Origin of the sequence: Corallococcus silvisoli (genome assembly GCF_009909145.1) — a bacterium.
In the GTDB taxonomy this organism is placed as follows: Bacteria; Myxococcota; Myxococcia; order Myxococcales; family Myxococcaceae; genus Corallococcus; species Corallococcus silvisoli.
This window is the reverse complement of sequence record NZ_JAAAPJ010000003.1, coordinates 422,703-447,517: the sequence shown is the minus strand read 5'-3', so window position 1 is coordinate 447,517 and position 24,815 is coordinate 422,703. Positions and strand designations below refer to the sequence as shown.

Here is a 24,815-nt window from a genome sequence, read left to right as displayed (position 1 = left end):
GAGAGGCCCGGCAATCCAGAGCGGATTGCCGGGCATGGACCTTGGCTGGGCGGGGGGCTGATGCCCTCGCTCAGGGCACCCGCACCGAGTTCTGTTCCAGCGAGGGCGCCAACACCGCGCGCCACGCCGGGAACTGGCCTTCGGTGAGCAGGCCGGTGGCGGTGAACACGCCACTCGCCCCCTCATAGCGGTTGCGGTCCATGACCAGGCTGGGGCGGTACTGCGCGCGGCCCAGCCGGACGAACAGCCGCATGTCGCGGAGGATGTTGTCGGTCACCACGAGCCCGGTGACGACGAGCGGTTCGTCCGCGGCGAGCCGCAGCCCGGCGTCCGCCGTCCTCGCCACGGTGTTGCTCAGCACCCGCACCCCGTTGGCCTGCACGACGCGGATCCCCTGACCGTTCCCCCGGTTCGCGTAGTTCACGATGTCGGTGATGGTGTTGCCCCGGAGCAGGATGTCGATGGGGTGCTCCACCGTCGAGGTGCCCCCCACGGAGATGCCGCGGCCGGCCTCGGAGATGGTGTTCCCGACGATCTGTACGTTCGTGGCGCCGTCATGGATGACGACGGCCTCCGCCGCGGAGGAGTTCGCCTGCCAGGGGTAGCGCGCCAGATTGGGGAACCGGGAGATGGTGTTTCCCCGCACGTAGACGTAGTCGCATCCCTTGATGTCGACGCCGTTCTCGCCAGCGTCGTGCAGCTCGTTGTGCTCGATGTACATGCTCGTGGGCCGGTTGCCCTCCGTCTGGCATTGCACGGAGTCACCCGACGTGTCGTGGATGGTGTTTCCTTCGATGAAGATCTCCCGCGCGGCGTTCTTCAACACCACCCCATGGGAGTCCGTCCCCGACTTGGAGAAGTCGTAGATCTCATTGTTGTCGACGAGGGCGTTCTGGGCCTCGTTGATGACGACCCCGCCGCCAGCGGTGCCTCCGTGTAGCTTCGAGTCGCGCAGCTGTGTGCAGTACGTGTTCCGGTCGAACTGGGCGCCGAAGGAGGCCTGTCCATTGACGTTCACCTCCAGCGACTGGAGGATCCAATAGGGCTGGCTCAGCGCCACCAGGCTGCCGACCACGCGCGCCGGCGATGGGACGATGACCGGGGGGGCGGCCGGGTCGCCCCTCAGGACGATGGGCGCGGTGGCCGTGCCCGCCTGGGAGGTCGTGGGGCTGATGATGACGGACTCGGGATAGGTGCCCGAGCTCACCTGGATGATGTTGCCCGGGCGCGCGGCCTTCACGCCGGCGGCGATGGTCGCGTACGGGTTGTCGATGGAGCCCAGCGGCTTCGAGGGGTTTCTCGGCCCCGAGTTCGCGACGTACAGCGTGCCGGCCTGGGCCGCGTCCGCCGTGGGACAACGGCTCAGGAAGACCTGCCGCCCGTCAGGGGGCTCATCCAGCTCGGCCCGGGCGGATGCTGGGAGCAGGGCCTCCGCCTTGGGTGCGTCCTCCGCCGCCCATGCCCCTTGCGTCAGCGCCAGAACGGAGAGGAGTGCCGCGCACGCGGACACGGTGGTGATTCCACTTCGATGTTTGATCATGATCTTTGACCCCGGTCAGGAACGAGAGGCGACCAAATTCGCCACCTGCGTGGGTTTGCTCAACTGCCCTGGGCGCCGGAGGGAAGTGCCCTCCAGGGCAGCGGTCCGCCAGCGCACTCAGTCCTCGGCGCTGGAGCGGGTTCTCGGTCCCCCGCCTCGTTCGCGGAAGGGCGCAGGACGACCGTGCCGCGTCGTGACACACGGGGGACAACGGAATGCCGGAGGTGAAGGACCGGCGGCTGCTTCGACGTCAACGGCGGGATGGCTCGTCGGCGGAGCCGGGACGTGACTTCGCCGCGTTCATCGACCGCCACCCCCAGGTCCTTCGCAGGGAACGCCTGGACGACCGCGACTCACGAGCCGTCCTCTTCGGCGACGAAGCGCGGGCTCGCTTCGTCGAACCCGACCCGGGGCTCATCCTCCACGGGCACCCGCTCCGCCGCGCAGCAGCAGCGCCGCGCGTTTGATCGCGGCGCGGATGCGGACATAGGTGCCGCAACGGCAGACATTCTCGCTCATCGCCGAGTCGATGTCCGCGTCGGAGGGGGCCGGGTTCTTTCGCAGCAACGCCACCGCGGACATGATCTGCCCCGGCTGGCAGAAGCCGCACTGGGCCACGTCCTCGGCGATCCACGCCTGCTGCACGGGATGCAGTCCCTCGCCGCCCAGCCCCTCGATGGTCATCACCTCGCGGCCCGCCACGCCGCCCACGGGTTGGAGACAGGGCCGGAAGGCCTCTCCGTCCAGGTGGCTGGTGCACGCGCCGCACACGCCGACTCCGCAGCCATACTTGGGCCCCGTGACGCCCAGCACATCGCGGAGCACCCAGAGCAGGGGCAGGTCCTCGGGCGCCTCCACCGATACCGTCTGACCATTGAGGATGAAGTGATGGGCCGGCATGGGTCAGGCTCCCTCGTCCAGGATGGGGAAGCGGGTGGGCATGGTGCCCTTCGCCCGGGCAATGGCGTTGGCCAGCGCCGCCGCGGCGCTGGGATAGCCCAGCTCTCCCACGCCGCCCACGCGGTCATCCGACCGGACCAGGTGCACCTGGAGGGTGGAGGGGACGTGCTTCATCCGCAGCCAGCGGTAGTCCGCGAAGCTGCCCTCGCGCACCGCTCCCGCGTCGATGTGGATTCCCGCGCTCAGGGTCGTGGACATGGCATCCACGGCGGCGCCCTGGAGCTGCGCCTCGATGCCCTTGGGGTTGATGGGCAGGCCTACGTCCGCGGCGATGACGACGCGCAACACGCGAGGCACCTCTCCCGTGACGTCGACCTCGACCAGGTGCGCGATGGCGCTGTCCCACTCCTCGAGGACCGCGACCCCCTGGGCCACGCCGGGCGGAAGGGACCGGCCCCAGGGGCCCTCCGCCACCACCTTGTTGAGGACCGCCCTGAGCCGTTGAGACTTGAGCCGCGAACGCCGGAGGTCGACGGGATCCACGTGGAGCTCCCGGGCCAGCTGGTCGACGAAGATCTCGTTGGCCACGCCCACCTGGCTGGTGAACACCGAACGGAAGGACGCGGTGGGAATGGGAATCGGTACCTCGGTCAGGCCCTGGCTCACGAAGCCGAACTGATAGGGGACCTGCTGCGTCAGCGTGAAGAACGTCGCGCTGGTCACTTCGGGCAGGACCTCTCCGACGAGCGCGGTGACGACATCTCCGAAGCCATGGGGAAACTCCACGGTGGGGATGACGGCGCGGTGATTCCAGCCCAGCACCGCCCCACCCAGGCCCAGGGAGGCGAGGATGCGATGGTGGCTGGCGGGCCGGTAGTGCCCGTGGCGCATGTCGTCGTTGCGGCTCCACATCAGCTTCACCGGCCGCCCCACGGCCCGTGAGACGAGCGCGGCCTCCACCGCGGCTTCGGGGAAGAACCTGCGGCCGAACCCGCCGCCCGCGCGGACCGCGTGCACCGTCACCCGCTGTGGGGTGAGCTCCCAGCCCAGGGCCCTGGCGACCTCCCGCCGCGCGAACTTCGGATCCTGCGCCCCCAGCCAGACCTCCGCGTGCGCGCCCTGCACGTGGGCCACGCAGCTCTGGGTCTCCATGGGCGCGTGCGCGAGGTAGGGGAAGTCGAAGCGCCCTTCCAGGGTCCGGATCGTGAGCAGCGGGGGCAGGGGCCGGGGACCCACCGCATCCCGCAAGCGGGCCCGGATGTCGACGTCGGACAGCGCCGCCGCCGGTCCCGGCGCCCAGGCGATCCGCAGGGCGTCCCGCGCCGCGAACGCCTGCGCGAAGGTCTGGGCCACCACCGCCACGCCTGACGGAATGGGCACCACACCCACCACGCCTGGCATCGCCCGGGCCCCGGTGGCGTCGAAGGATTGGATGGAGCCGCGCAGCGTGGGGGGCCGCGCCACCACCGCGGGCAGCGCCCCAGGAACGTCGAGGTCCAGGGCGTAGCGCGCCGCCCCGGTGACGATGTCCCGAGCATCGATGCGCCCCGTGGGCCGACCGACGAGCGTGTACTGGCTCGGAGGCTTCGGCACCGGGAGGACCTCTGGCAGCAGCACGCACGCGGCGGCTTCCACCAGCTCGCCATAGCCGGACCGGCGGCCGTCCGGCGCGCGCACCTCGCCGTTGGCGGTGGTGAGGGTGAGGGCCAGCACCCGCCAGCGGTGCGCGGCGGCGGTGATCAACCGGGACCGGGCATCCGCCGCCGCGGCGCGAAGTGGGCCCGCAAGGTAGCGCATCGTGGTGGACAGGCCGGTGAGCTGGATGAGCCAGCGGTCATCCGCGTCGGCGCTGCGCACCTCCACCGAGTCAAGCGGCAGGTCGAGCTCTTCCGCGACCAGCATGGCCACGGCCGTGGTGATGCCCTGGCCCAGCTCCGTGCGGGGCAGGGTGGCGACGGCACGGCCATCCGTCCCGAGGGCGATGTAGAGATTGAAGGGCGCCGCCGCATCCGGCGCGGGTGCCTCCGCCGCCGCGGCGGGAGGGACGTCCAGCCCCAACCGGGCCGCGATCATCAGCGCGGGGGAGGCCACGACCCAGGTCAGGAACCGGCGGCGGTCGACGCCTCCCGGCGCGGCTGCTTCCGATGGGGGCGAATCCGTCATGGCAAGACCATCGCACATCCCACCGACGCGCCAGCGCGGACCCGGCCTGGGGCGTTCAGTGGGCTGACGGAGCCGCTGTCCGGGTGAAGACATCGGCCGCGTCGCATCAGTGGGTCGAAAACACCCAGGGGTGAGATGTCCGCGACATCCATGCGTGACATGGACGCACCGCGGCTGTCTCACCGCGAAATGACACTGGACGGAGGGGTCGCTAACTTTCGCGCCGAAGTCCTGTCAACACGCTGTCAACCCACCTTGAGAGGTTTGGATGATCCGCTCCGTGAAGAAGGCTGGACAGTTGCTGCTCGCCGTTGCGATGGGTGCCGCCGTGTCGTTTGGCTCCACGGTGGCGCTCGCCAGGCCAGCGGAGCCGCTCTCGTTCTGCGCCGGCAACTGTGTGAACGAGTGCATCGACCAAGGGTTCGACTACGGGCGGTGCAGCGGCGACGTGTGTGTCTGTTTCCTCAAGTACTGAGGCACCTGCTCAAGTCCGATGACGTGAAGACGCCCAGCCACCCATCGCGGGTCGCTGGGCGTCTTGTCCGCCAGGGACGGAGGGAGGCGAACGGCTAGAACGCGCGCAGGCCGATGGCGTAGCCGGAGATGGACGACGGCGAGGAGTCGATGTGGTCCTTGGACGCCACCGAGCAGCCGGAGTTGACCGGCTTGATGCGCCAGAGCAGGTTGCCCGCGCCGCTCCAGTTCACGAACGCGCCGCAGCCGCTGAGCGCGTAGCCCGCGCTCAGGCCCGCCGTGTAGCTCGGGTGGGCGACGACCGTGGACGTCCCGCTGTTGATGACGTTGCCAACGGTCCCGACGCCCGGGATCGAGCTGTTGATGCCAATGGCATACGCCTGCGCCGAGCCGGGCGAGGACTCACGGTGGTCCTTCGAGCGCACGCGCCAGGCGGTGGTGCTGGAGGGCGCGGAGGCCGTGGCCAGATTGCCCTTGCCGGTCCAGCTCACCTTGATGCCGCCGCCCACCAGCACGTAGCCCGCGGGCAGCGTGGCGGTGACGTCGGGGTGGGCGACCGTGGCGCTCGTCGCCGTGCTGACGGTCAGGTAGGAGCGCACCTGCGCCGGCGTCAGGCCCGCGACCTTCAGGCCAATGGCCCACGCGCGCACCTGCGCCGGGTCGGAGTCGATGTGGTCCTTGGCGGAGACCAGCCATGAGGTGAGCCCGGTGTCCGGGTACGAGGCGGTCAGCAGGTTGCCCGCCGGGCTCTCCTTGCCCTCGCCGCCACCGCCAATCACCACGAAGTCGCTGGGCACCGTCACCGAGAAGTTGGTGGTCTGGCTGGCGCTCGCCGTCGCGTAGCGCTCGAACACGGCGATGGTCAGCTTGCCGCTGGTGTCCGTCTGCCGGAACAGCTCCACCGCGCCGTCGCAGCTGACGCCCACCGAGGCGAAGGCCGAGGAGACGTCGGCGACGCTGTAGCCGTAGTCCTGCGCCGCGGTCTGCACGCCGCACGCACCCTGGTTGAAGTTGGTGCTGGGGGTCCAGTACAGGTCGTTGGCGCGGGCGAAGACCTGGAACGCCCTCGGCGTGTTCCAGCCCGGCTTGGTGGCCAGCAGGTAGAAGGCCTTGTTGTAGACGCCGGAGGAATAGTGGACGTCCATGCCTTCGTAATAGTTGGAGGCGTGGCCAATGGAGATGCCGTCCTGCGGCGGGTTGGCCATGTAGCGCAGCGCGCCGCTGCTCTTGAAGATCTCCGCGCCGACCAGGAAGTCATTGGTGCCGCGCATGTAGAACTCGGCGGCCTCCCCGGCGATGTCGGAGAAGGCCTCGTTGATGCCGCCCGACTGGCCGGAATAGATCAACCCGGAGTTCTGCTCCGTGTAGCCGTGGGAGACCTCATGCGCGCCGACGTCCAGGCTGACGAGCGGATAGAACGTCGTGTACCCGTCGCCGAACGTCATCGCCGACCCATTCCAGAAGGCGTTCTCGTAGTTGGTGGCGTAGTGCACCCGCATCGTCAGCTGGAAGGTCAGCGGCGCCTGCCCGATGTACGCCTGATACATGTTGAAGATGACGCCGCCAAAGAAGTGCGCGTCATTGAGCGGCGAGTACGCACCGTTGATGTTCTTCACGGTGTTGCGCGGGCAGACGTAGGCGTACGCGGTGGAGCCGGACGTGCCGCCGTTGAGGTTGACGGTCTTGACGTTGGCGTTGTTCATCGTGCACGTGGTGCCTGACTGCTCCACGTCCATGTAGCCGTAGTTCGTGCCGTACTCGTACTGGCCCGTCTTGACGTTGCCGCCGGGGCCCGTGCCAATCAGCACGTGCTGCAGGTTCTCCCACTGCTTGAGCACGCGGCCCGTGTCCGCGTCCACGATGACCACCGGCCGCGACGGTGAACCGCCACCGAAGGCGTCGGAGAAGTAGCTGACGACATAGGCCTTGTGGGCGCGGCCGTCGTCGTCGATGAAGATCATCAGCGGGGACTTCTCATCCGAGAAGACCATGGCGCCCACGCGGCTGCCCAGGCTGGCGCCCTTGGCGATCTCCAGGGCCTGCGCGGCGGACAGCCGGGCGGAGGCGTCCGGGATGTCCCGCTCCAGGCCCGTGACCTTGCGGCCGAACAGCGCGCGGAGCTCGCCCTGGGCGCTCTCGTTGACGATGACGTGCTCGCCAAAGATGGGGAGGCCCCGGTAGGTCTGCTGGTAGCGGTGGTTGAGCACCCCGTGGTCGCTGACCCGTTCGATCAGCGACAGGCGCGAGTCCGCGTCCAGGCCCAGCGCCTGGGCGTGGCGGACGGGCTCCAGGGCCGCGCCGCCCGTGCTGGCGATGGCGGCGCGCTGCAGCCGGAGCGCACCGACATCCTGAAGGTGCAGGTCGACGCGGTTCGCCGCCGCGGCGCTGCCGGCCGCGAGGAAGAGGGTGGTGGCGACGGCAAGGGACGAGGGACGGCGTGGAGGCGTGGGGTTCACGTCTTTGGCTCCAGGGCGTGACAGGGATGGCCGCAGGGCTCGGACGGAGCCGCGGCGGGACCCAGAAACAGTAAATAAAGAAAGTCAAGAAAGTCAAGTGTGACTAATACTGTAAGTGTGGGTCCGTGAAGGGACGTCTCCGGGGTGTCCACGGGCGGACTCAATTCCTCTCTGGTTCCAAGGATGCATCCTGACGCGACGTGCCTGGCCCTGACACGTCAATGGCTGGTGTTGATGCGTCAGAAGGAGGCGTTCCATGGCGTTCCGCAATGGTTTGCGGGTGTGAGCCATTGGCCTGGGGGATGCAATGCCGGCCCTGCATCCGCGCGGGACTTCCGTTCGTGGATGTCACTCCCTTTTGAAATGGAATGCCAATGGCCACGATGTATGACGATCTGTTCTTCCGCTCCAACTTGTCGGACAAGGGAGAGCTCCCCTCTCCCCCGCTGGCCTACGAGTCGCCGGACATCATTCCCTCCGGCATCTATCCCACCAACAACCCGCAGGCCTTCTTCTCCGGCAACTACTCCCAGGACGTGGGGCAGAACCTGGTGATCGGCGCCCCCAACTACATCTACCTGCGCACCCGGAACCTCGCGCCGGGCGCGGAGAATGGAAAGATGTCGCTGTACTACACGCCCGCGAGCCTGGTGCTGTATCCCAACAAGTGGAAGGACAACGAGCTCAAGACGAGCGATCAGCAGCCCGAGGTCTTCGTCCAGGCCGGCAATCATGACGACGTCGTGGTGACGGCCAACCCGTTCGTCTGGGAGCCGGCCTCCATCAGCGGGGACCACTACTGCCTCATCTCCCGCGTCTCCACCCCCCGGCACGACAACCCCATCCCCCAGGTGGGCAGCTACTCGGACATGACGGAGTTCATCCTCAACAACCCGGGCTTCGGCTGGCGCAACGTCAGCCTCACGAGCGTGAACAGCCCCACCTTCGACACGCCCGTGGACTACAGCCAGGGGTCCGATGCCGGGCGCATCACGTTCCAGCTCGAGTGCACCAACGTCCCTGGCGGGGCCAGCGTCGCGTTCTCCGCCGGGACGCCGGGGCCGAACCCGCTCATCGTCCTGGAGAAGACGACCGTGCCGCCGAACAACGGCAGCTGGAACACGTCCGTCACCTGTGATGTGCCCGCCAACTACCAGACGACCATCATCTACTCGTACTGGGCCAATGACACCAAGCCCCCGCCGGGCTTCCAGATCCGCCTCAAGGCGCTGTCCTATGTCGACCAGAGCAGCCGGTTCTTCCACCAGCTGCGCACGCCCCAGGAGCTCGGCGCGTCGCCGGAGCTGGCGCGTCTCATGAGCGCCCAGCGCGGCATCGTGCTCGGCTCGCACACCACCGTCGGTCGCTGAGCCGCTTCCTCCTTCGCGGAAAACCCCTGAGCGCTCACCGGGGCGGGCGTGATGCCCGCTCCCGATGGCCGCTCAGCGGGCCCCTCCGGTCCGTCGTCCATCCGGAATGACATACGGCCTCGTGACACTTCGACCGCATGGGGCGCGCGCGAATGGACGGCTGACGCGTCATCCCGTCGCTGGGAGCGCACGCTGACGTGTCAACCGCTCGCCGTGAGCCGAAGGCGCGCGGGCCTTCCCTTGATGAGGCATGGCATGTCACTTGCTGTTCATGTGTGTCGCATGAAAAGGAGGGCGCGTTGCGCTTCGTGAGTGGAGTGGTTGTCGTGGTCGGCCTGCTGGGATGTGGTGGCCCGGAGTTGGAGAGGGAGGAAGCCGAGGCGACGGGCCGCGTGGACCAGCCGATTGTGGGAGGGGTCGAGGCACGCCCTGGGAGCCACCCGTGGATTGTCAGCCTCCAGCAATACGGAAGCCACTTCTGCGGTGGCACGCTCATCCGGGTCGGCAACCGGGAGGAGAGCGATATCGTGCTCACGGCAGCCCATTGCGTCTACGACGGCACGTCCAGATTGACCGTCACCGCTGGGGCTCATGATTTCGCCTCCCCCTCGTCCTCGCAGCAGGTCGTGTCCGCGACAAGGACTGTCTACCATCCGGCGTACAACTCGCGGACGACGGTGAACGATATCGCTGTCGTCGTGCTCGACAAGCCCATCAAGTTCACCGCCACGGTACAGCCGGTATGTCTCCCGGAGGTGTCATCCTCGGCGAGCCAGTCGTCGTGCGGCCTGAGCAGTGTTCCCATGCGCCCCTCCCTCGGCGCTCAGTCCTCGTTGGCTGAACCTCCGCTCGACTCCGTGGGGCTCTCGTCGGCGGGGGCTTCGGTCCCGGATGGCACGATGATGGTGGCCGCGGGATGGGGCCTGACCCGGGAGGGGGGAAATACATCCAACCGCTTGATGCAGGTGGGGGTTCCCACCGTGAGCTCCGCGTCCCTGATAAAGGCATACAAGGCAGAGAACATCGCCATTGATCCAGAGGCGATGCTGGGGGCTGGGTACTCGTCAGGCGGTAGGGATAGCTGCCAGGGGGACAGCGGAGGGCCGCTGGTCGCGCCGGCCGGTGGCCGATACGTGCTCCACGGAATCACGAGCTTCGGTGTGGGCTGCGCGAGGCCGGGTCTGCCTGGGGTCTACACTCGAGTCTCCAGCTACCGTTCCTGGATCGACACGCAGGTTCTCATCTACAGCCGCGCGCGGCAGTGACGCGGCGACCGAGTCTTGGGGGAGGCGCAGGCGTCGAGGGGCGCCAGCCCGACCTTGGGAGCGCCATCTCGCGTTCGCGTGTCCCCACCACGAGCAGGTCCAGAGCTCCTTTGCCCGGTCGAACTTGGCGTGGCGTGTGACAGATGCCGGACGGCTCTCGCCCATGGGTGATGACTATCCATCCATTGACGCCACGGGACTCACGGTGGCCGGAAGCGAGGTCTATAAGTGGACCCATCGTGGCCGGGTCGCGCATCCACTGGCACGAGCACGAGGGGTGAATCCATGACGACACAATCACAGAAGGCAGAGAACGTTCACGTGGGCCTGCTGGTCCGCCTGGAGGCGAAGGCAGGCAAGGAGGCCGACGTGCAGCGGTTCCTGGAGGGTGGCCTGCCCGTGGTCCAGGCAGAGCCGGCGACAGCGCAGTGGTTCGCGCTGCGCTTCGGTCCGACCTCCTTTGGCATCTTCGATACGTTCGCGGACGATGCGGGCCGCAAGGCGCACCTCGGCGGGAGGGTGGCCGCGGCCCTGATGGCACAGGCGCCGGAGCTGCTGTCACAGCCACCGTCCATCGAGATGGTGGATGTGCTCGCGGTGAAGCGCTGAGCGTCCTCCGGCCGTGGGCTGGGACCCATGGCAGCGCTCCGCCGCGCGCGTGAAGCCGTGGGGCTCCGACACCGCCAGGAAGTACCGGACCTGGTGCATCTTCATGGGGGCAGGCCCGCCCCTCACTCGCGGGCAGGCAGCCCGATGCGCCAGTCGGGCCCCCGCGCATCCGCGCCCGCCGGGCCGTGCGGTCCCGCCGACGGCGGAGCTCAGTACATCTTCAGGTCGTACTTCGGAGTGGGCGACCAGTCGCTCCCGGCGGGCAGGCCGCGCAGGTCCGTCACCTTGACCGCGTAGACGTTGTTCGCCTGGGCGTTGGCCGTGGCCCGATAGACGTTGCACAGCGGGTTGGAGCCGCCGCAGATATAGCTCTGGGTGCTGCCCAGCAGCGCCCCCACCGTGCGGTTGGCGTAGTTATAGGCATAGATGTCAATCCGCATCTTCGGGCCGTTGCGCAGATTGTAGGTCTCCACGGTCAACAACTGAGTGGCGGGAACGAAGACGATGACCCAGTCAACGTCACCCTGGCGGTGGAACGAGTGATTGAGCTGGGGCGAGCCGGGGTAGGACGAGGCGGTGAGGTGGGTGTTGTCGCTCTCGTACGCATCCGCTGGAGCCAGCAAGCAGTTGGCGGGGGGGCCGAACCCGTCGTTGACGCAGACGTTGCCCACGCAGTTGCAGCCGGAGGTGCAGTCCGCTCCGGTACTACACGCGCGCACGGGCGCCTGGTTACAGTGCTCCTGCGAGGCAGGGGGGCCGAAGTCGTCCGGCACACAGTAGCCCGTCAGGCACTGGCATTCGGATGTGCATCCCAGGTCGTTGACGCACGTGCGGGTCGCGAGTCCGGCCTCCTGGCTCGTCAACTCCGCGGAGGCCATCCCTTCATCCAGATTCACGTTCCCGCAGCCCACGGTGAGCAACACCAGCGCTGCCACACTCCAATGCATGTTCATTGCCAGGCATCCTCTGGGTGGCCCCCTTGTGGCGCCTGATTGCGCGACTGGGAACTCAGTTCACCCGCAACGAATAGTGCATTGGGTAGGAGCAGGCTGGCAAAGAGGAATGCTGGTATTGATTGAAAGTCCTGGGTTCTTGGAATTCAATCATGTCGTGATTGGGATTCCTTGCTCGAACGGGCGGGTTGGTATGTCGTGCGTGGGGTGGGGCCCCAGCGCTGTCTTCCACGGCGCGCGCCTCACGTGCCCCAGTAGTAGCTCCACTTGATCATCACCGCGTCGTTGGCCGGGCCGTCCAGCAGCCGTCGGGGCCGCAGCGTCGCGAAGGGCCGCTCCTCCTCGGGCGTCGGGAGTCCCTCCTGGGCGCGCGAGTAGACGAAGAAGAGCGTGGAGCCCAGCCGGTACTCCCAGCGCAGCACCAGGTTCACGTTCAGCGCCGTCGAGTAGAAGCTGCTGCCGTCCGTGTGGTTGACGGGCACGAGCGACGACAGCCGCACCCGCGTCCGCTGCGCGTCGGACGTGGCCGTGAAGAAGGGCCCGTACAGGCCATACGCGGTGAAGAGCTGCGCGTACCCCTGCACGGTGAAGCGGGGAGACACCACCCACTCCTGCCGCAGCGTGAGCGTCATGTAGCGGGCGTCCAGTGCGCCCAGGAGGAAGCGGCCGTCGTCCAGCGTCTCCACGAAGCGCGGCCCGTGGTCCGTCTTGTCGGCGCCCAGCTCCAGCTGGGTCACCAGCGTCGGGTGGGGGCGGAGCGACACGCTGACCTCGTAGCCCCAGCCCCACGCGGCGGGGCTCGGCCCGCCCGGGCTGCGATGGCCCACCGCGCCGGATGCCTCCACCGACACGAGGCGGTTGCGGTTCGACTCGATGAAGGCGCTGATGAAGCTGCGAGTCGGTCGCTGCACCGGCACGCCCGTCCCCACCATCTCCCGCACGTCATAGCCATTCAGGTCCGCGCCTGTCTCCACGCCCACCGTGTCGAAGCTGGGCAGCGTCGCGCTGGCGTAGAGGTTGAGCCAGGTGACCCGGTGCACGTGCCGCTCATCCGCCGACCACCGCGCGCCCACATGGGCGTTGGCGAAGAACGCCTTGAAGGGCCCCAGTCCATTGGGCCTCGCGAAGCGCAGCGTCGCCCGGGGCGCCACCTCGTTCTGCGAGCGCTGGAACCCCGCGGCGAACAACGACAGCTTGGGCGTGGCCACGTCCAAGCCGAACTCCGGACGAAGGCCCTCGCCGCCGAAGCGGCCCGCGCGCACGTAGCCGCCCACGCCCGAGTCGCCTTGCGCCAGCCGCGTGCCGTCCGCCAGCACCCGCTCCGGGGGGCCGCCCTCCGTGCGTGAGGCCACCAGCATTCCGTACACGCCCCACGTGCTGTCCGCCGTCTTCAGGTCGAAGTCGAGCGCGCCAGCCAGCCCACCCCGGGCCCGGCACGCGGCCTTCCGCTGGGCGCCTTCCTGCTCCGCGTCCTCCGGGGTGCAGGTGCCCGACAGCGGGTTGGCCATCGTCACCGCGCCTCCCACACGCGAGCCTTCGCCCACCTTTCCTCGCGCCACCGCCACGAGGTAGTGCGTCGTCGCGGAGGGGGTGTCCGGGAGCTGCACGCCCGGGCCCACGTGCATGGGCCGCCGCCAGTCCAGATGCAGCCCCCGGTCCGGTTGTTCCTCGTCGCGCGCCTGCCAGGGGCCGGTGACGAGCGCGTCCAGGACGCCCACCTGCACGCCGCCCACCGCGCCCGTCACCTTCGCCGCGCCCAGGATGGGCGTGTCCAGGCCGATGCGCCGCGAGTAGAACAGCGCCAGGGGCGCGTCACCCACGTTCATGCCCACCGGCTGGAACAGCTCCATGCCCTGGGTGAAGAAGGGCCGGCGCTCGGGGTAGTACGCCTCGAAGGTGCTGAGGTTGAGCAGCATCTCGTCCGACTCCACCTCACCGAAGTCGGGGTTGAAGGTGGCCGCCAGCGCCAGGCTGCTGCTCAGCGTCGCGCGCACGTCCAGCCCCACGTCCAGCGACGGGCTCAGGAGCCGTGGCGAGGGGCGCGCCCCGCTGGAGTACTGCGGGTGCATCAGCCCGCGCCCCGCGAGGTACGGCATCAGCTCCCAGCGGCCGCGGGGACGCACGTCCTCGAGTCCCGTCAGGTGGCCCAGCCGCGACACATTGGTGTTGTGCGTGCGCGGGTTCTCCACCGACTCCAGCTCCTCGTTCTTGCGCGCGATGTCCCGCCGCACGGAGAAGCCCCACGTCTGCACGGGGGCCTCCGGGAAGCGCAGCAGCGACAGGGGGATGGCGTACTCGGCCACCCAGCCGTCCTCCACGCTGCCCGCGACACCGTTCCAGATGCCGCTCCAGTCCGCCGTGTAGTAGCGGTCATCGTAGAACAGCCCGTCGCTCTGCACTCCTCCCGCGGTGAGGGCGAAGGCGTACGCCGTGCGGTGGTCATGCGCGGAGTCAATGAGCACCTGCACCGCGTCCGAGAACGGCGCACTGTCACGCCGCCCCAGTCGCCGGTCGATGAGCGCCGGCTGAGAGTCGCGCGCCACCACGCCGACATACAGGGTGTCCTCGTCGTAGAGGATGCGCAGCTCCGTCTTCTCCGACGGCACGCGCCCCGCTTGGGGGTAGCGCTCCACGAAGGCGTCGAACACCGGCGCGTTCGCCCAGGCGGCTTCGTCCAGCTTCCCATCCACCTGGATGGGCCCCACGGCCCTGACCGCGCGGAGGAGCTGCTGCCCCTCCGGACCCTCCACCGCCGCGCCCGCCGCGAGACTCCACAGCGACAACCCCAGCGCGATGGTCCCTTTGACGCCCAATGACATGACATCTCCCTGGCGCCTCGCGCAGCGAGGACGCCGGGCTCCCTCGAAGAGAACGTGCGTGAAAGGATGGATTTCCCGAATGGCCCTGAAGCGCTACTTGCCGCCCGTTCCGCCGTCCTTGCGGTGTGACATGGAACGCATGAACGTCCCGTCGATTTCATGGATGCGCAGGCGGATCAGCTCATCCGGGGTGATTTCAGTGTAGCCCGCCTCGCGCATTTGTTTCACGAACTCGGGCGTCACCTTGTGGATGCGGAAGGCCACCAGCTGGTCATGCGTGAGTTTCGGGAATCCCAGTGCTCGCATCTCCTTCACGAAGGTCGAGGTGACTTCGTGGATGCGCAGGGTGACGAAGTCGTCCTCGCCCAGGTCCTTGAAGCCCAGCTCGCGCATCTCCTTGACGAAGGCGGTGGAGACGCCGTGGATGCGCAGGGCGACGAGCTTGTCTGCCTTGAGGCTCTTGAAGCCCAGGCCGCGCATCTCCCTGGCGAACTCCGTGGAGATGCCGTGGATGCGGAAGGCGACGAGCTGGTCGGCGTCCGCGTCGGTGTAGCCCATGGCGCGCACCTCGCGGATGTACTCGGGGGTGACGCCGTGGATGGACATGGCGAGCAGGTCCTTCCACGCGAGCTTCGGGAAGCCGGCGTCGGCGAGCTCCTTCACGCGCCGCGGGCTGATGCCGTGGATGCGGCCCTGGACGAGCTCGTCCAGGGACAGCTTCGGGTAGCCGAGCCGCGCCAGCTCGCCGACGAACTCGCGCGTCACGTTGAAGATGCCCACCATGAGCAGCTTCTCCAGCGGGATGTCCTTGTGGCCGAGGGCCGCCAGGTCCTTCACCTGCTGGGTGGTGACGTTGGTGGTGGCGAGCTGGAACTGCTGGAGGGCGGTGAGCTTCGGGTAGCCGAGCGCGGCCATGGACTTCGCGTAGGCCTCGCTGGGGGTGAAGCGGTAGTGGCCCGCGCCCGCGCCGTCCTGGAGGGTGCCGGTGAAGGTAAGCGTGCCTGCCTCGCGGGACAGGGTGAAGGTGGCGGCGCCGTCCCCGGCGGGCAGGCCCTGGAAGGAGGCGCGGGGCTCGGTGAAGCCCATCTGGCCCCTGTCGCGCTCGTCGCCTTGATGGGGCTGGACGAGCTGGAGGTGGATCTTGTCGGGCGAGAGCTCCTCGGGCGAGGACGTCCAGGCGCCGCGCAGCTCGCTGGCGGCGGAGGCGGTGGCCACGAGCAACAGGGCCAGCAGGGACAAGGAGGACGACGGGCGGCGCATGGGGAGGCTCCTTCGGGCAGAGCCCTCCCGTCCGGCGCGCGTCGGGTGGACGCGTCCGCGAGGGAAGGGAGGATGGGATGGGAAGAAGGGGCCACGGGGTGGGGGCGCGGGCGGATGCCCCCCAAGACTCACCGTGGCGATGACAACGGCGTGCTGCCTACTTCGAGTCGCGCAGCCGCCGGATGAAGTCGGCGTCCACGCCGCCGGAGCGCAGGCGCACCAGCTCATCGACGGAGAGGTCCTTGAGGCCCGCGTCGTTCAGCTCGCGCAGGAACCGTGGCTGGATGCCCAGGGCGCGAAGCTCGGTGAGCTCCTCCGGGTCCGTCGTCTTCACTCCGGCCGAGCGCATCTGACCCAGCCACTCCGGCGTGACACCCGTGGCGCGCAGCTGCGTCAGGTCATCCACGTCGAGCTTCGACACCCCGTGCCTCGCGAGCGCCGCGATGTAGTCGGGGTTCACGCCCACCGCGCGCAGCTCGGAGAGCTCCTCCAGCGACATGCCCGAGTAGCCGGCGGCCTTGAGGCCCTGGACGTAGGCCGCGTCCACGCCGAGGGCGCGAGCTTGGATGATCTCCTCCGGGTCGTTCGTCTCGAAGCCCGCGCTCTGGAGGGCCGCGAGGTAGTCCGGGGTGACGCCCATGTGGCGCAGCTTCACCAGCGTGCCCGCGTCCAGCTTCTCGCCGAAGCGCTCGTTCATCTCCTTCGTGAACGCGGGGGTGACGCCGGCGTGGCTCATCTTCACCAGGTTTCCGACGGTGGGCTCGTAGCCCATCGACTCCATCTCCTTCACGCGCTCGGGTGTGACCCCCGCGACCTTCAGCGCCACGAGCTGGTCGACGGAGAGCGCCTGTCCGGCACCCACGCTGGTGCGCTCATCGGGGTCGTCCGCGTCGTCCGCGTCGTCCTCGTCCGGAGTGACGGGCTTCGGCGCGGCGACCGGCGCCGCGGCGGCGACGACCTGGGGGAGGGGGACCGCGAAGGCGGCCTTCGTGACAGGCGTCGCGGCGGCGGCGACCTGGGGGAGGGGGACCGCGAAGGCGGCCTTCGTGGTCGCGGAGACGAGGGCCGGGCGCTTCGGGGCCACGGTGAGGGCGAAGGCGACCTTCGGAGCCACGGCGACATCGAGGTCCACCTTGGGGCCCACGGCGAGCGCAGGGGGCGCTCCCGGGGCCGCGATGGTCGTGCTCGGCGGCGCGAGGGCGGCAGGTGAGGCGGGTGCGTTCGGCGCGACGGCCGTGGACTGCCGCAGCACGAGCGACGTGAGCGGCGCGGCCACCGCGAGGCTGCTGACCAGCGTCAGCACCGACGCCCCGGCGGCCCAGCGCGAGGAACAGTGCGTGGCGGGCGTGGTGATGATTCGACGCACGCGGTCCGGAAGCGAGCCGCCCAGCGCGGACATGGCGGGGCTCGGCGCCTCGGGCAGCACCCGCAGCGACTCCAGCGCGGTGAGGGCGCGGGCGTAGGAGACGGAGTTGCCGCTGGCGCTCACGGCGACATCGTCACAGCAGTTCTCGCGCTCCTCGCGGATGACGCCCGACACCCACCGGATGGCCGGATGGTAGAAGAAGAGCGTCTCCACCAGCACCTGCACCAGGTTCACCGCGAAGTCATGCCGGCGGATGTGCGCCAGCTCGTGCGCCAGCACCATCTCCAACTGCCGGGCGGGAAGCCCCGAGAGCGCGGACACCGGCAACAGCACCACCGGGGACAGGAAGCCCACCGCCGAGGGCACATCGACCTCCGTCGACTGGAGCAGCCGCACCGCGCGCGTCAGGCCCAGACGTTCAGAGAGCATGTCCAACCGCGCCTGCCACTCCGCGGGCGCCGCGACGGCACGCCGCGTGAGCTGACGCAGCCGCACCCACTCCGCTGTCAGGCGCCCGGAGCTCAGCCCCACGCCCGCGACCCAGAGGAACACCAGCCACCGCAGGTTCTCCGCCAGCGCCGTGCGCGCTCGCGCCACCCCCCAACCCGTCAGCTCCGTCCCGCGCTGCTCGAGCGTGGCGCCCCGGGCGCCCTCATGGCCCGCCCGTCGACCCATCGTCTCCATCGGGGCCGCGCGCGAGCCTCCGTCCTGGCGCGCCCCCCGTCGGGTCGCCAGGGATGGCGCCGTGGCTTCACCGCTCGACTTCGCGCCGCCAGTCCACTCGGAGCCAGCCCCGCGAGAGAGCCTTCGCTCCATGCGCGCCTCCGAGGCCTGTCGCCACCCCGTGACAGCCGGCAGCACGACGGCCAGCAGCAGCGCGCCACACGCCAGCGCATAGCGCGCGTTGGCTGCGCGGCGACCCACCGTCATCAGCGCCACCGCGAGCGCCGCCGCCACCAGCGTGCCCTGCCAGAGCGAGTGCAGCAGCGCCCAACCCAATGACTCCATCAGCAGGCCGCTCATTCGTCAGCTCCGTCCAAGGTATCGAGCAGCTTGCGCAGCTCCAACAGCTCCTCGGCGCTCGTCTTGCGCGAGGAGAGCGCCTGCATGGCCAGCCGCGCCGGAGAGCCACCGAAGGCGCGCTCCACGAGGTCCGTCACGAGCTGCCGCTGTGTGCGCTGCTCCGTCGCATGGGCCCGGTACACGTGCGCGCGCTGGGACTCGTCCCGCGCCACCAGTCCCTTGTCCGTCATGATTTGCATCAGCTTCAGCACCGTCGTGTAGCCCGTGCCCTCCGCCGACTCTCGCCGGGAGAGCGCCTCGTGGACTTCGCGCACCGTGCTGTCTCCGCGCTCCCAGAGCACCCGCAGGATGGCCAGCTCGCCATCCGTGGGGCGCGGCAGCTTCGACTCGCTCATGATTGCCTCGCCTGGACTCTCCACGCACGCATCATACGAATGGGTTCGTAGATGTCAACGAAGGCCTTCGTAGATGCTCCACGTGGGACGCCGGACTTCGTGGCCAAGGCGGCGATGGCTTCGCTCAGGGTCCGCTGCGCGAGTGGGTTGAGGCGCGGTGGCCTCCCCGCAGTCCTTCGGGGGACTGGCGATCGTCTGAAGACGACCAGGAAGACGCCACCGGGTTTTCCACCTGCCCTTCCGCAGGGCGGGCTTGGCTCAGGGGGACCGCCTCCAACAGCAGGTGTGCATGCGCGGCGAGCGTGAGGGTGAGCGTGTCGCCGTCCACCACCACGAGCGCGGGCTCCGCCCCGTCGCGCTCCACCGCCAGCACGTCGCGCAGGCCGAAGGGCCGGCCCAGGCGCCCGGCTCCGAGGGCGCCGCGCAGCTCCGCCCCTGACAGGGTCACCGTCTGCTCCGCGCCCGTGAGGTTGCAGAGCGCCCAGAGAGGAGTGTCCTGCCCCTCGCGGTCCACCTTGAGGGTGGAGAGCACGGCCGCGCCCGTGTGGCCCACCCGCGCCACGTCCCCGCGGCGCAAGCTGGCGCGCGTCTCCCACATCCGGTTGAGTGCACGCGTGGTGCGCAGCGGCAGGTAGCCCGCCTCGCGCGCGGCGGCCAGCTGGCCCGCGTACACGCTGCCGCGCCCGATGTCGCGCCGGTCCAGCGCCGCCGAGCCGTCCCCAGTGGGAAAGCCGAGCGCGGTGAGGATGGGCAGGCGGCGGGCATGCTCCTCGGCCATGTACCGCGGCTGGTTCACCGCGCCGACCTCGTCCCCGTAGTAGGTGACGGGCACGCCGCGCGGGGGCAGGGCGTTGAGGAAGAAGGCCTTGGCGATCTGCCGCGGGTCGCGCTGGAGGAAGTCCGCCATGCGGCCGCCCACCCCGCGTCCGGCGAACACCTGGGCGCCGCGGGAGAGGAGCACGGCCTCCACGCGCTCGCGCACGCCGACCGGCATCAGGTCCGTCCGCAGCTCGTCGTGGTGGCGGCCCATGTTGAACCAGAAGGTGTCCGCCCCGTGGGCGTCCATGTGCTCGGAGAAGCGCCAGAAGAGGCCCGCGTCCCCGTCGAGCAGCAGTGCCCAAAGGGTGGAGTTCCACTCGAAGCCGTACATGGCGTCGCCCTCGGTGTGGCAGGGCTCTCCGAGCAGGGTTGCCTTGCGGCCGAAGTAGCCCGTCGCCTCCTGCAGGCCCTCGCCCACCTCGGGCACGATGATGCCCTTGCCCACCACCACGTGGCGGACAAAGGACTTGAAGAGCTCCTGCAAGGCGTGGGTGCCCGCGAGGTTCTCGAAGTCCGTGCCCTCCTTCTTGAACCAGTGCGGGGCCGCGTCCATGCGCTTGCCCACCACGCCGAAGGACAGCTCCCAGCCGAGGATGGCGAAGAGCTCGCCGAGCACCTCGGGGTTGCGCAGGTTGAGGTCCACCTGGAACGGATAGAAGGAGTGGAAGACGTGGTGCTTCTTCCCGTTCACCTCGACATCGATGAGGTTGCGCTTGCTCGCGTGGGGGAAGATGGCCCAGGGGCGCGACACGGTGCCCGAGGCGCTCTGCAGCAGCACGCGCAGCTTGCCCTTGCGGTCCGTCTCGTTGCCTACGCACTCCACGGCGTCCATGGGGAGGAACCACGAAAGCTTCCGCTCGTCGCCGGCGAGCAGCGCCTGGAACCAGGGGTGGCGCACGGAGATGTGGTCGGGGATGAAGTCGGTGATGACGCGCATCCCCAGTCGCATCGCCTCGTCCATCAGCGCGCGGAAGCCCTCCTCGCCGCCGAGGGCCGGGTCCACCGTGAAGTCCGACACGTCGTAGCCACCGTCCCCGCCGCCGTGGCTCCAGTGCGGGAGCATCTGGATGTTGCGGTACCCGAGCTCGAGCAGGGAGGGCAGCTGGTGCGCCAGATCGAAGAGCGTGCCGCGCGCCTGTCCCTCGGGCACGCCGAGCGAGTGCGGGTAGGTGTAGTAGATGGAGCTGTCGGTGAACCAGTTTGCAGGCAGCGAGGCGAAGTAGCCGCGCACCCGCTCGCTCTGGGCCGCGCGCGCCACGCGCACCTGCTCGTAGAAGCGCACCACGAGCTCCTCCGCACGGAAGGCGTTGATGACGCGCGCGCTCGCCAGGAGGTGCAGCACGTCCGCCTGGGTGGTGAGGGCTGTCAGGTCCGACCCGTCGTTCTTCGCGCTGTCGAGCGCTGCGTAGAGCGCGCGAAGCTCGCGCTTCCAGTCACGCCCCGCGCTGCCCGCGTCGAGCAGCCAGGATGCCTCCACGGAGCCCACTGGCAAGCCGCTGCCCGGCAGGTGCAGCGAGGCGTCCTCGGTGTCGAAAAGGGCATGGGCCACCTCATCGCGCGCGAGCGCCTCGTGCGGCGCGCCCACGCCGGCCTCCGGCTGGGGCTGGTCGGCGGCGGACAGGACATTCAGTGCATGCTCGGGCGCCTGCCCGGCGCTCGCGGTGTCGTCGGCGGACGTGGAGGAGAGGGCGAGGTCCTGGGCGGGCTTCGTGGGCTTCATGGGGTGTTTTCTCGGTCCTGTTGCTGAGGCGGCGTGGACGCCGCGGGCCGAACCGAGGACGCCTCGCGGATCATTTTCTTCCTCGGGAATTCCTCCGCCTCAGCCGCCGCGCTACAGGGCGACCGCGCCAGCGGAGGCCCGCATGCGTGGAGATGAGACGGCGCTTCTCGTAACCGTGCCGCCGCGCGCCCGGCGCCTGCTGCTGGCAGAGAGGGCCCCATGCGAATGCGGCTGAAGCAGGGGGGAGCAGGAGGCCGACGTCCAGCGGGAGCTGACGGTAGAAGAAGCGTGATTTGCCCAGCCACCGCGACTGTCGCGAGCCTGCGCCGCATTCAACGTCTCGAATTCCGCGGTGACACATGGCTCAAGTGAAGTGGCTGACCAGGGAACTGAACTTCACCACGACGTAGGTGGAGAGATTGAACAAGAGCCGATTGCGGAGCGCGCCAGCTTGGTTCTGCGCGGAGTGGAGGCGCACGGGGCCTACCGGTGTCCAGACGCGCGTGCCGCGACTCCGGCGCTCGGGATGACGGCGGCGGGCGCGCTGGTGCACCTGATGTCTCGTGTCACCCGCTACCCGTGAGGGTGCGTGACTCGGTGCTTCGCCGAAGGCTCTGGAGCACCATGCTTCATCACCCAGTCGAGCACTCGGCGTGCCCGCGTGGAGAGCTGCCTTCGTGAAGGATACACCGCGAAGAGCTCTCGCGGTTCCAGGGTGCGCCCCTTCACGGTGAGCGGAACGAGCGCCTGGCCATGCGGGTCGACCAGCTCCCTGGGCGCGCTGACGACGCCCAGTCCCTCCTGAGCTGCCGCCACTGCCACCCGTGGGTCGTTCACCGTGACGCGAACATCCGCTGGTCGGACCTCTTCCACTCCGCCGTCACGGCGGCGCAGGCGCCAAACCCCGCGAGGCAGCGTAAGCACCGCCGGCACCTTCTTGAGCGCCTCCCGGGTCAGCTGAGTCTGTCCCTTCAAGGTGTCTTGCACGAAGCGTGGGGAGGCCGCGAACACCGACTCGATGCTCCACAGCCGCCGCGCCACCAGCTCGGTGTCCCGGATGGGACCCACCCGGAAGGCGAGGTCGAACCCTTCTTCCACCAGGTCCACCACGGAGTTGGTGAGCGTCAACTCCACGGCCACTCGCGGATGCTGGGCCGCGAAGGAGAACAGCAGGGGGGCGATGCGCTGGGCTCCAGACGTCACGGGTGCCGTAATCCGCAGCCTGCCGGCGGGTTCTTCCTCTCGATCCACGGACTGGTCGAGCACCTCGCCAAGTTGGTCCAGCAGCGGCCCTGCTCGCTCCAGCAGCCGCGTCCCTTCCAGCGTCAACCCCACGCGCCGCGAGGTGCGTTGGAGGAGCCGAGTCCCCAGCGTCTCCTCCAGGAGCGCTATCCGGCGGCTGACCGTGCTGGTGGGAAGCCCCAGGCGCTTCGCGGCCTCCACGAAGCTCAGCTGCCGAGCCACGGCCACGAAGAGGCCCAGGTTTTCGCTGACCATCATTCCATTCATGGGATGGAGCCTTTCACATCATCCCATGGTTGCAACCCTGGCCACGCGGTAGTCATGGCGCATGACCCTTGAACAACAACATGTCGTGGTGGTGGGAGGATCCTCGGGTATCGGATTCGGAGTGGCCAAGGCCGCGCTGGAGCAAGGCGCGTCCGTGACGCTCGTGAGCCGTTCCCCCGAGAAGCTGGCTCAAGCCGCTGCCCGGCTCGAAAGACCGGGCCGCGTGCGGACCTCCTCGGCGGATGTCACGCAAGAGGACGCGGTGCGCCAGCTCTTCGAGGCGCTTCCGCCCGTGAACCACGTGGTCGTCACGGCGGTGGAGGCTCGCTACCTCGGAATCCGTGAGATGGATTTCGCCGCCGCGCGCCGCATCTTCGACTCCAAGCTCATGGCGGCGTTCCATGTCGCCAGGCATGCCCGGCTCCAGCCCGGCGGCTCACTCGTCTTCACCACGGGGATCGCCTCCGTCCGCCCCATGCAGAACGGTTCGGTCATCGCGGCGGTGAATGGTGCCATCGAGTCCGCGGTGCGCGCCTGGGCCTTGGAGCTCGCGCCGGTGCGCGTGAACGCCCTGTCGCCGGGTTGGATTGACACCCCCGTCTGGGACGCCATCGCGGGGGATGCCAAGGGCCAGATGTTCGAGCAGCACGCGCGTCGGCTCCCCGTGGGACGTATCGGCACGACCACCGACCTGGGCCATGCCGCGCTGTTCCTCATGGGCAATGGGTTCACCACCGGCGAGGTGCTGCGGGTGGATGGTGGCCACCCCCTGATCTGAGCACGGGCAGCCCGCACGCCCCGCGTGACGTGCATGAGGCTCGTCATCGCGTCCACGTCCAGGGTCGTGTCGTCGGCGTACAGCGGCGGCAGCGGGGCGACCGACACCTGGTTCAGCTTCGTCGTGCGGAGCCGCGGCAGGACGGAACGTGTGGGCTTGGGGCAACAACGGCGACGGTCAGCTTGGGGACGGGAGGCTCATCCCGCGGCGGAGTCTGGTGCGTGTACTGGTTCCGCGGTCAGCGGACGTCTCGATCTCCGCCGGCGACACCTGTCTCAAGTGAAGTGGCTGACCAGGGAGCCGAAGTTCACCACGAAATAGATCAGCGGGACGATGTTCCCCAGGATCAGGGTTGGAAGCAGCCAGGCCGCCGCGACGAGCACCGACCCCTCGTTGAGGTAGATGACGAAGTTGAACAAGAAGAGGCCCAGGTAGAGGTCAAGCGTCACCTGGCGGCCCCACTTCAACGCGAGAACCGTTTTGAGAGACTTCCAAAAGGATTCTGTCCGGCTTGCATGGATCGTGTAGCCAGAAAATAGAATCAAAAGCACAAGCGCAACCCAACGAATGCCTTCCATGCGCGCCTTGTACTCCGGAGGCTCATGGGTGACCAGAAGCGGAGTCCCACCCGCTGACATCCGGCCCAGGTCCCCTTCCTCCGCGCCTCCAGCTCGCCGAGCCCTCTTGGCGTGCGACGACGCGTCGTGGACATCGGCTCGCTCACGCACCAGGATTGGGTGCACCGCCACGAAAGCTGGGGCGCCAGTCCGCGCCGGGGCCGGCTGCGCTCGAGAGGGAGTGCCCACATGGGAGACCACATCACCAATGAACGGGTCCCGGGAGCCCCTTACGTCCATGCCAGCAACGGGCTGCTGGCCACGTTCTTCGACGTCCTGACGCTCGCGGCGACCGCGCACGCGCGGACGCCTTGGGAGCTGCGGTTGGCGCTCTGGCTGGCGGAGAGCGACCAGTCCGTCATGGGGCTGGGCATGGTGGGCTTCGATGTCTCAGAGCTCGGGTGGACGGCGGAGGACTTCGATGCGCAGAAACGATTCCTCCTGGAGATCCTCGACGCGGCATCGGCGCGAGAGGGCTGGGAGCGGCTTCCCTTCGCGCTGGATGCGGCCTCTCCGGTCGTTGCGCTGCTCGGCAAGGTGCGCGAGATGGTCGAGCAGTTCCCCCGCGAAGCCATCCCGACGTCCAACGCCAAGCCGTGGCGCTGGCCTGAAGGACCCCCGAACCACGGGCTCTGTGAGTTGCATCACGTCTACCTGCACGCCGCCGGTTGCATCCTCTGTAACGAGGTGCCACTGGACGTAGCGATGCCTCACCGTTCGAAGCCTCTGAAGGGTCTTGAGTAGCCCACAGGCCTTCCAGCCCGGACGCGCGGCCTCGC

20 protein-coding genes are annotated in these 24,815 nt (G+C 68.9%); 8 read left to right on the top strand and 12 right to left on the bottom strand.

Annotated elements, in window-relative coordinates; translation table 11 throughout:
• Positions 1–70 precede the first annotated feature (70 nt).
• From GTY96_RS08245 to GTY96_RS08235, 3 genes are all read right to left on the bottom strand, one after another.
• Positions 71–1,540: a right-handed parallel beta-helix repeat-containing protein gene (locus GTY96_RS08245; RefSeq protein WP_143899541.1), complete on the bottom strand. Its 1,470-nt coding sequence runs from the start codon at positions 1,538–1,540 to the stop codon at positions 71–73.
• A 414-nt stretch (positions 1,541–1,954) separates the two neighbouring features.
• Entirely contained in the window at positions 1,955–2,440 is a 486-nt protein-coding gene (locus GTY96_RS08240) for a (2Fe-2S)-binding protein (RefSeq protein WP_143899540.1), read from the bottom strand.
• 3 nt (positions 2,441–2,443) lie between these two features.
• On the bottom strand, positions 2,444–4,603 hold the full coding sequence (locus tag GTY96_RS08235) for a xanthine dehydrogenase family protein molybdopterin-binding subunit (protein ID WP_161664398.1): 2,160 nt from the start codon (positions 4,601–4,603) through the stop codon (positions 2,444–2,446).
• Between the two features lie 280 nt (positions 4,604–4,883).
• On the opposite strand from GTY96_RS08235, the gene GTY96_RS08230 reads away from it, so the two are divergent.
• Entirely contained in the window at positions 4,884–5,078 is a 195-nt protein-coding gene (locus GTY96_RS08230) for a hypothetical protein (protein WP_161664397.1), read from the top strand.
• 94 nt (positions 5,079–5,172) lie between these two features.
• Here the strand turns inward: GTY96_RS08230 and GTY96_RS08225 are convergent, their stop codons facing one another.
• Entirely contained in the window at positions 5,173–7,533 is a 2,361-nt protein-coding gene (locus tag GTY96_RS08225) for a M4 family metallopeptidase (RefSeq protein WP_221938225.1), read from the bottom strand.
• Positions 7,534–7,907: 374 nt separating this feature from the next.
• Here GTY96_RS08225 and GTY96_RS08220 point away from each other — a divergent pair, with 374 nt between their 5' ends.
• The 3 genes from GTY96_RS08220 to GTY96_RS08210 all read left to right on the top strand — a co-directional run bounded on the left by GTY96_RS08220 (position 7,908) and on the right by GTY96_RS08210 (position 10,777).
• A complete protein-coding gene (locus GTY96_RS08220) occupies positions 7,908–8,903 on the top strand; it encodes a hypothetical protein (protein WP_143899538.1) in 996 nt (331 codons plus the stop codon).
• Between the two features lie 326 nt (positions 8,904–9,229).
• On the top strand, positions 9,230–10,168 hold the full coding sequence (locus GTY96_RS08215) for a serine protease (RefSeq protein WP_328700805.1): 939 nt from the start codon (positions 9,230–9,232) through the stop codon (positions 10,166–10,168).
• Between the two features lie 285 nt (positions 10,169–10,453).
• On the top strand, positions 10,454–10,777 hold the full coding sequence (locus GTY96_RS08210) for a putative quinol monooxygenase (protein WP_143899536.1): 324 nt from the start codon (positions 10,454–10,456) through the stop codon (positions 10,775–10,777).
• A gap of 209 nt (positions 10,778–10,986) precedes the next feature.
• Here the strand turns inward: GTY96_RS08210 and GTY96_RS08205 are convergent, their stop codons facing one another.
• The 6 genes from GTY96_RS08205 to GTY96_RS08180 form a co-directional block, all read right to left on the bottom strand.
• Positions 10,987–11,724: a hypothetical protein gene (locus GTY96_RS08205; RefSeq protein ID WP_161664395.1), complete on the bottom strand. Its 738-nt coding sequence runs from the start codon at positions 11,722–11,724 to the stop codon at positions 10,987–10,989.
• A gap of 248 nt (positions 11,725–11,972) precedes the next feature.
• Entirely contained in the window at positions 11,973–14,549 is a 2,577-nt protein-coding gene (locus tag GTY96_RS08200) for a carbohydrate binding family 9 domain-containing protein (protein ID WP_143899534.1), read from the bottom strand.
• 93 nt (positions 14,550–14,642) lie between these two features.
• Positions 14,643–15,809, bottom strand: a complete 1,167-nt coding sequence (locus GTY96_RS08195) for a 4-hydroxy-3-methylbut-2-enyl diphosphate reductase (RefSeq protein ID WP_161664394.1) — start codon at positions 15,807–15,809, stop codon at positions 14,643–14,645.
• 157 nt (positions 15,810–15,966) lie between these two features.
• Positions 15,967–18,198 (bottom strand): M56 family metallopeptidase, encoded by a 2,232-nt coding sequence (locus tag GTY96_RS08190; protein ID WP_161664393.1) that lies wholly within the window; start codon positions 18,196–18,198, stop codon positions 15,967–15,969.
• The gene (locus tag GTY96_RS08185) at positions 18,195–18,593 is read right to left on the bottom strand and encodes a BlaI/MecI/CopY family transcriptional regulator (RefSeq protein ID WP_143899531.1); all 399 of its coding nucleotides are present in this window, start codon (positions 18,591–18,593) and stop codon (positions 18,195–18,197) included. The genes GTY96_RS08190 and GTY96_RS08185 overlap by 4 nt, the downstream gene beginning before the upstream one ends.
• Positions 18,594–18,717: 124 nt before the next feature.
• Positions 18,718–21,132, bottom strand: coding sequence for an alpha-amylase family glycosyl hydrolase (locus tag GTY96_RS08180; protein ID WP_161664392.1), 2,415 nt, complete (start codon positions 21,130–21,132; stop codon positions 18,718–18,720).
• Positions 21,133–21,583: 451 nt separating this feature from the next.
• Between GTY96_RS08180 and GTY96_RS38200 the strand changes: the two genes are divergently transcribed.
• A complete protein-coding gene (locus tag GTY96_RS38200; RefSeq protein ID WP_268903924.1) occupies positions 21,584–21,715 on the top strand; it encodes a hypothetical protein in 132 nt (43 codons plus the stop codon).
• Here GTY96_RS38200 and GTY96_RS08175 read toward each other — a convergent pair.
• Positions 21,706–22,632: a LysR family transcriptional regulator gene (locus tag GTY96_RS08175; RefSeq protein WP_235685448.1), complete on the bottom strand. Its 927-nt coding sequence runs from the start codon at positions 22,630–22,632 to the stop codon at positions 21,706–21,708. The two genes, GTY96_RS38200 and GTY96_RS08175, sit on opposite strands and share 10 nt — an antisense overlap.
• Before the next feature lie 70 nt (positions 22,633–22,702).
• On the opposite strand from GTY96_RS08175, the gene GTY96_RS08170 reads away from it, so the two are divergent.
• Together GTY96_RS08170 and GTY96_RS08165 are read left to right on the top strand one after the other, a co-directional pair.
• Positions 22,703–23,419, top strand: a complete 717-nt coding sequence (locus GTY96_RS08170) for an SDR family oxidoreductase (protein ID WP_161664390.1) — start codon at positions 22,703–22,705, stop codon at positions 23,417–23,419.
• A 148-nt stretch (positions 23,420–23,567) separates the two neighbouring features.
• Entirely contained in the window at positions 23,568–23,702 is a 135-nt protein-coding gene (locus GTY96_RS08165; protein ID WP_161664389.1) for an RCC1 domain-containing protein, read from the top strand.
• On the opposite strand, the gene GTY96_RS08160 is transcribed toward GTY96_RS08165, so the two are convergent.
• A complete protein-coding gene (locus GTY96_RS08160) occupies positions 23,695–23,868 on the bottom strand; it encodes a hypothetical protein (RefSeq protein WP_161664388.1) in 174 nt (57 codons plus the stop codon). The two genes, GTY96_RS08165 and GTY96_RS08160, sit on opposite strands and share 8 nt — an antisense overlap.
• A 357-nt stretch (positions 23,869–24,225) precedes the next feature.
• On the opposite strand from GTY96_RS08160, the gene GTY96_RS08155 reads away from it, so the two are divergent.
• Positions 24,226–24,780 (top strand): hypothetical protein, encoded by a 555-nt coding sequence (locus GTY96_RS08155; protein ID WP_161664387.1) that lies wholly within the window; start codon positions 24,226–24,228, stop codon positions 24,778–24,780.
• Positions 24,781–24,815: the final 35 nt, after the last annotated feature.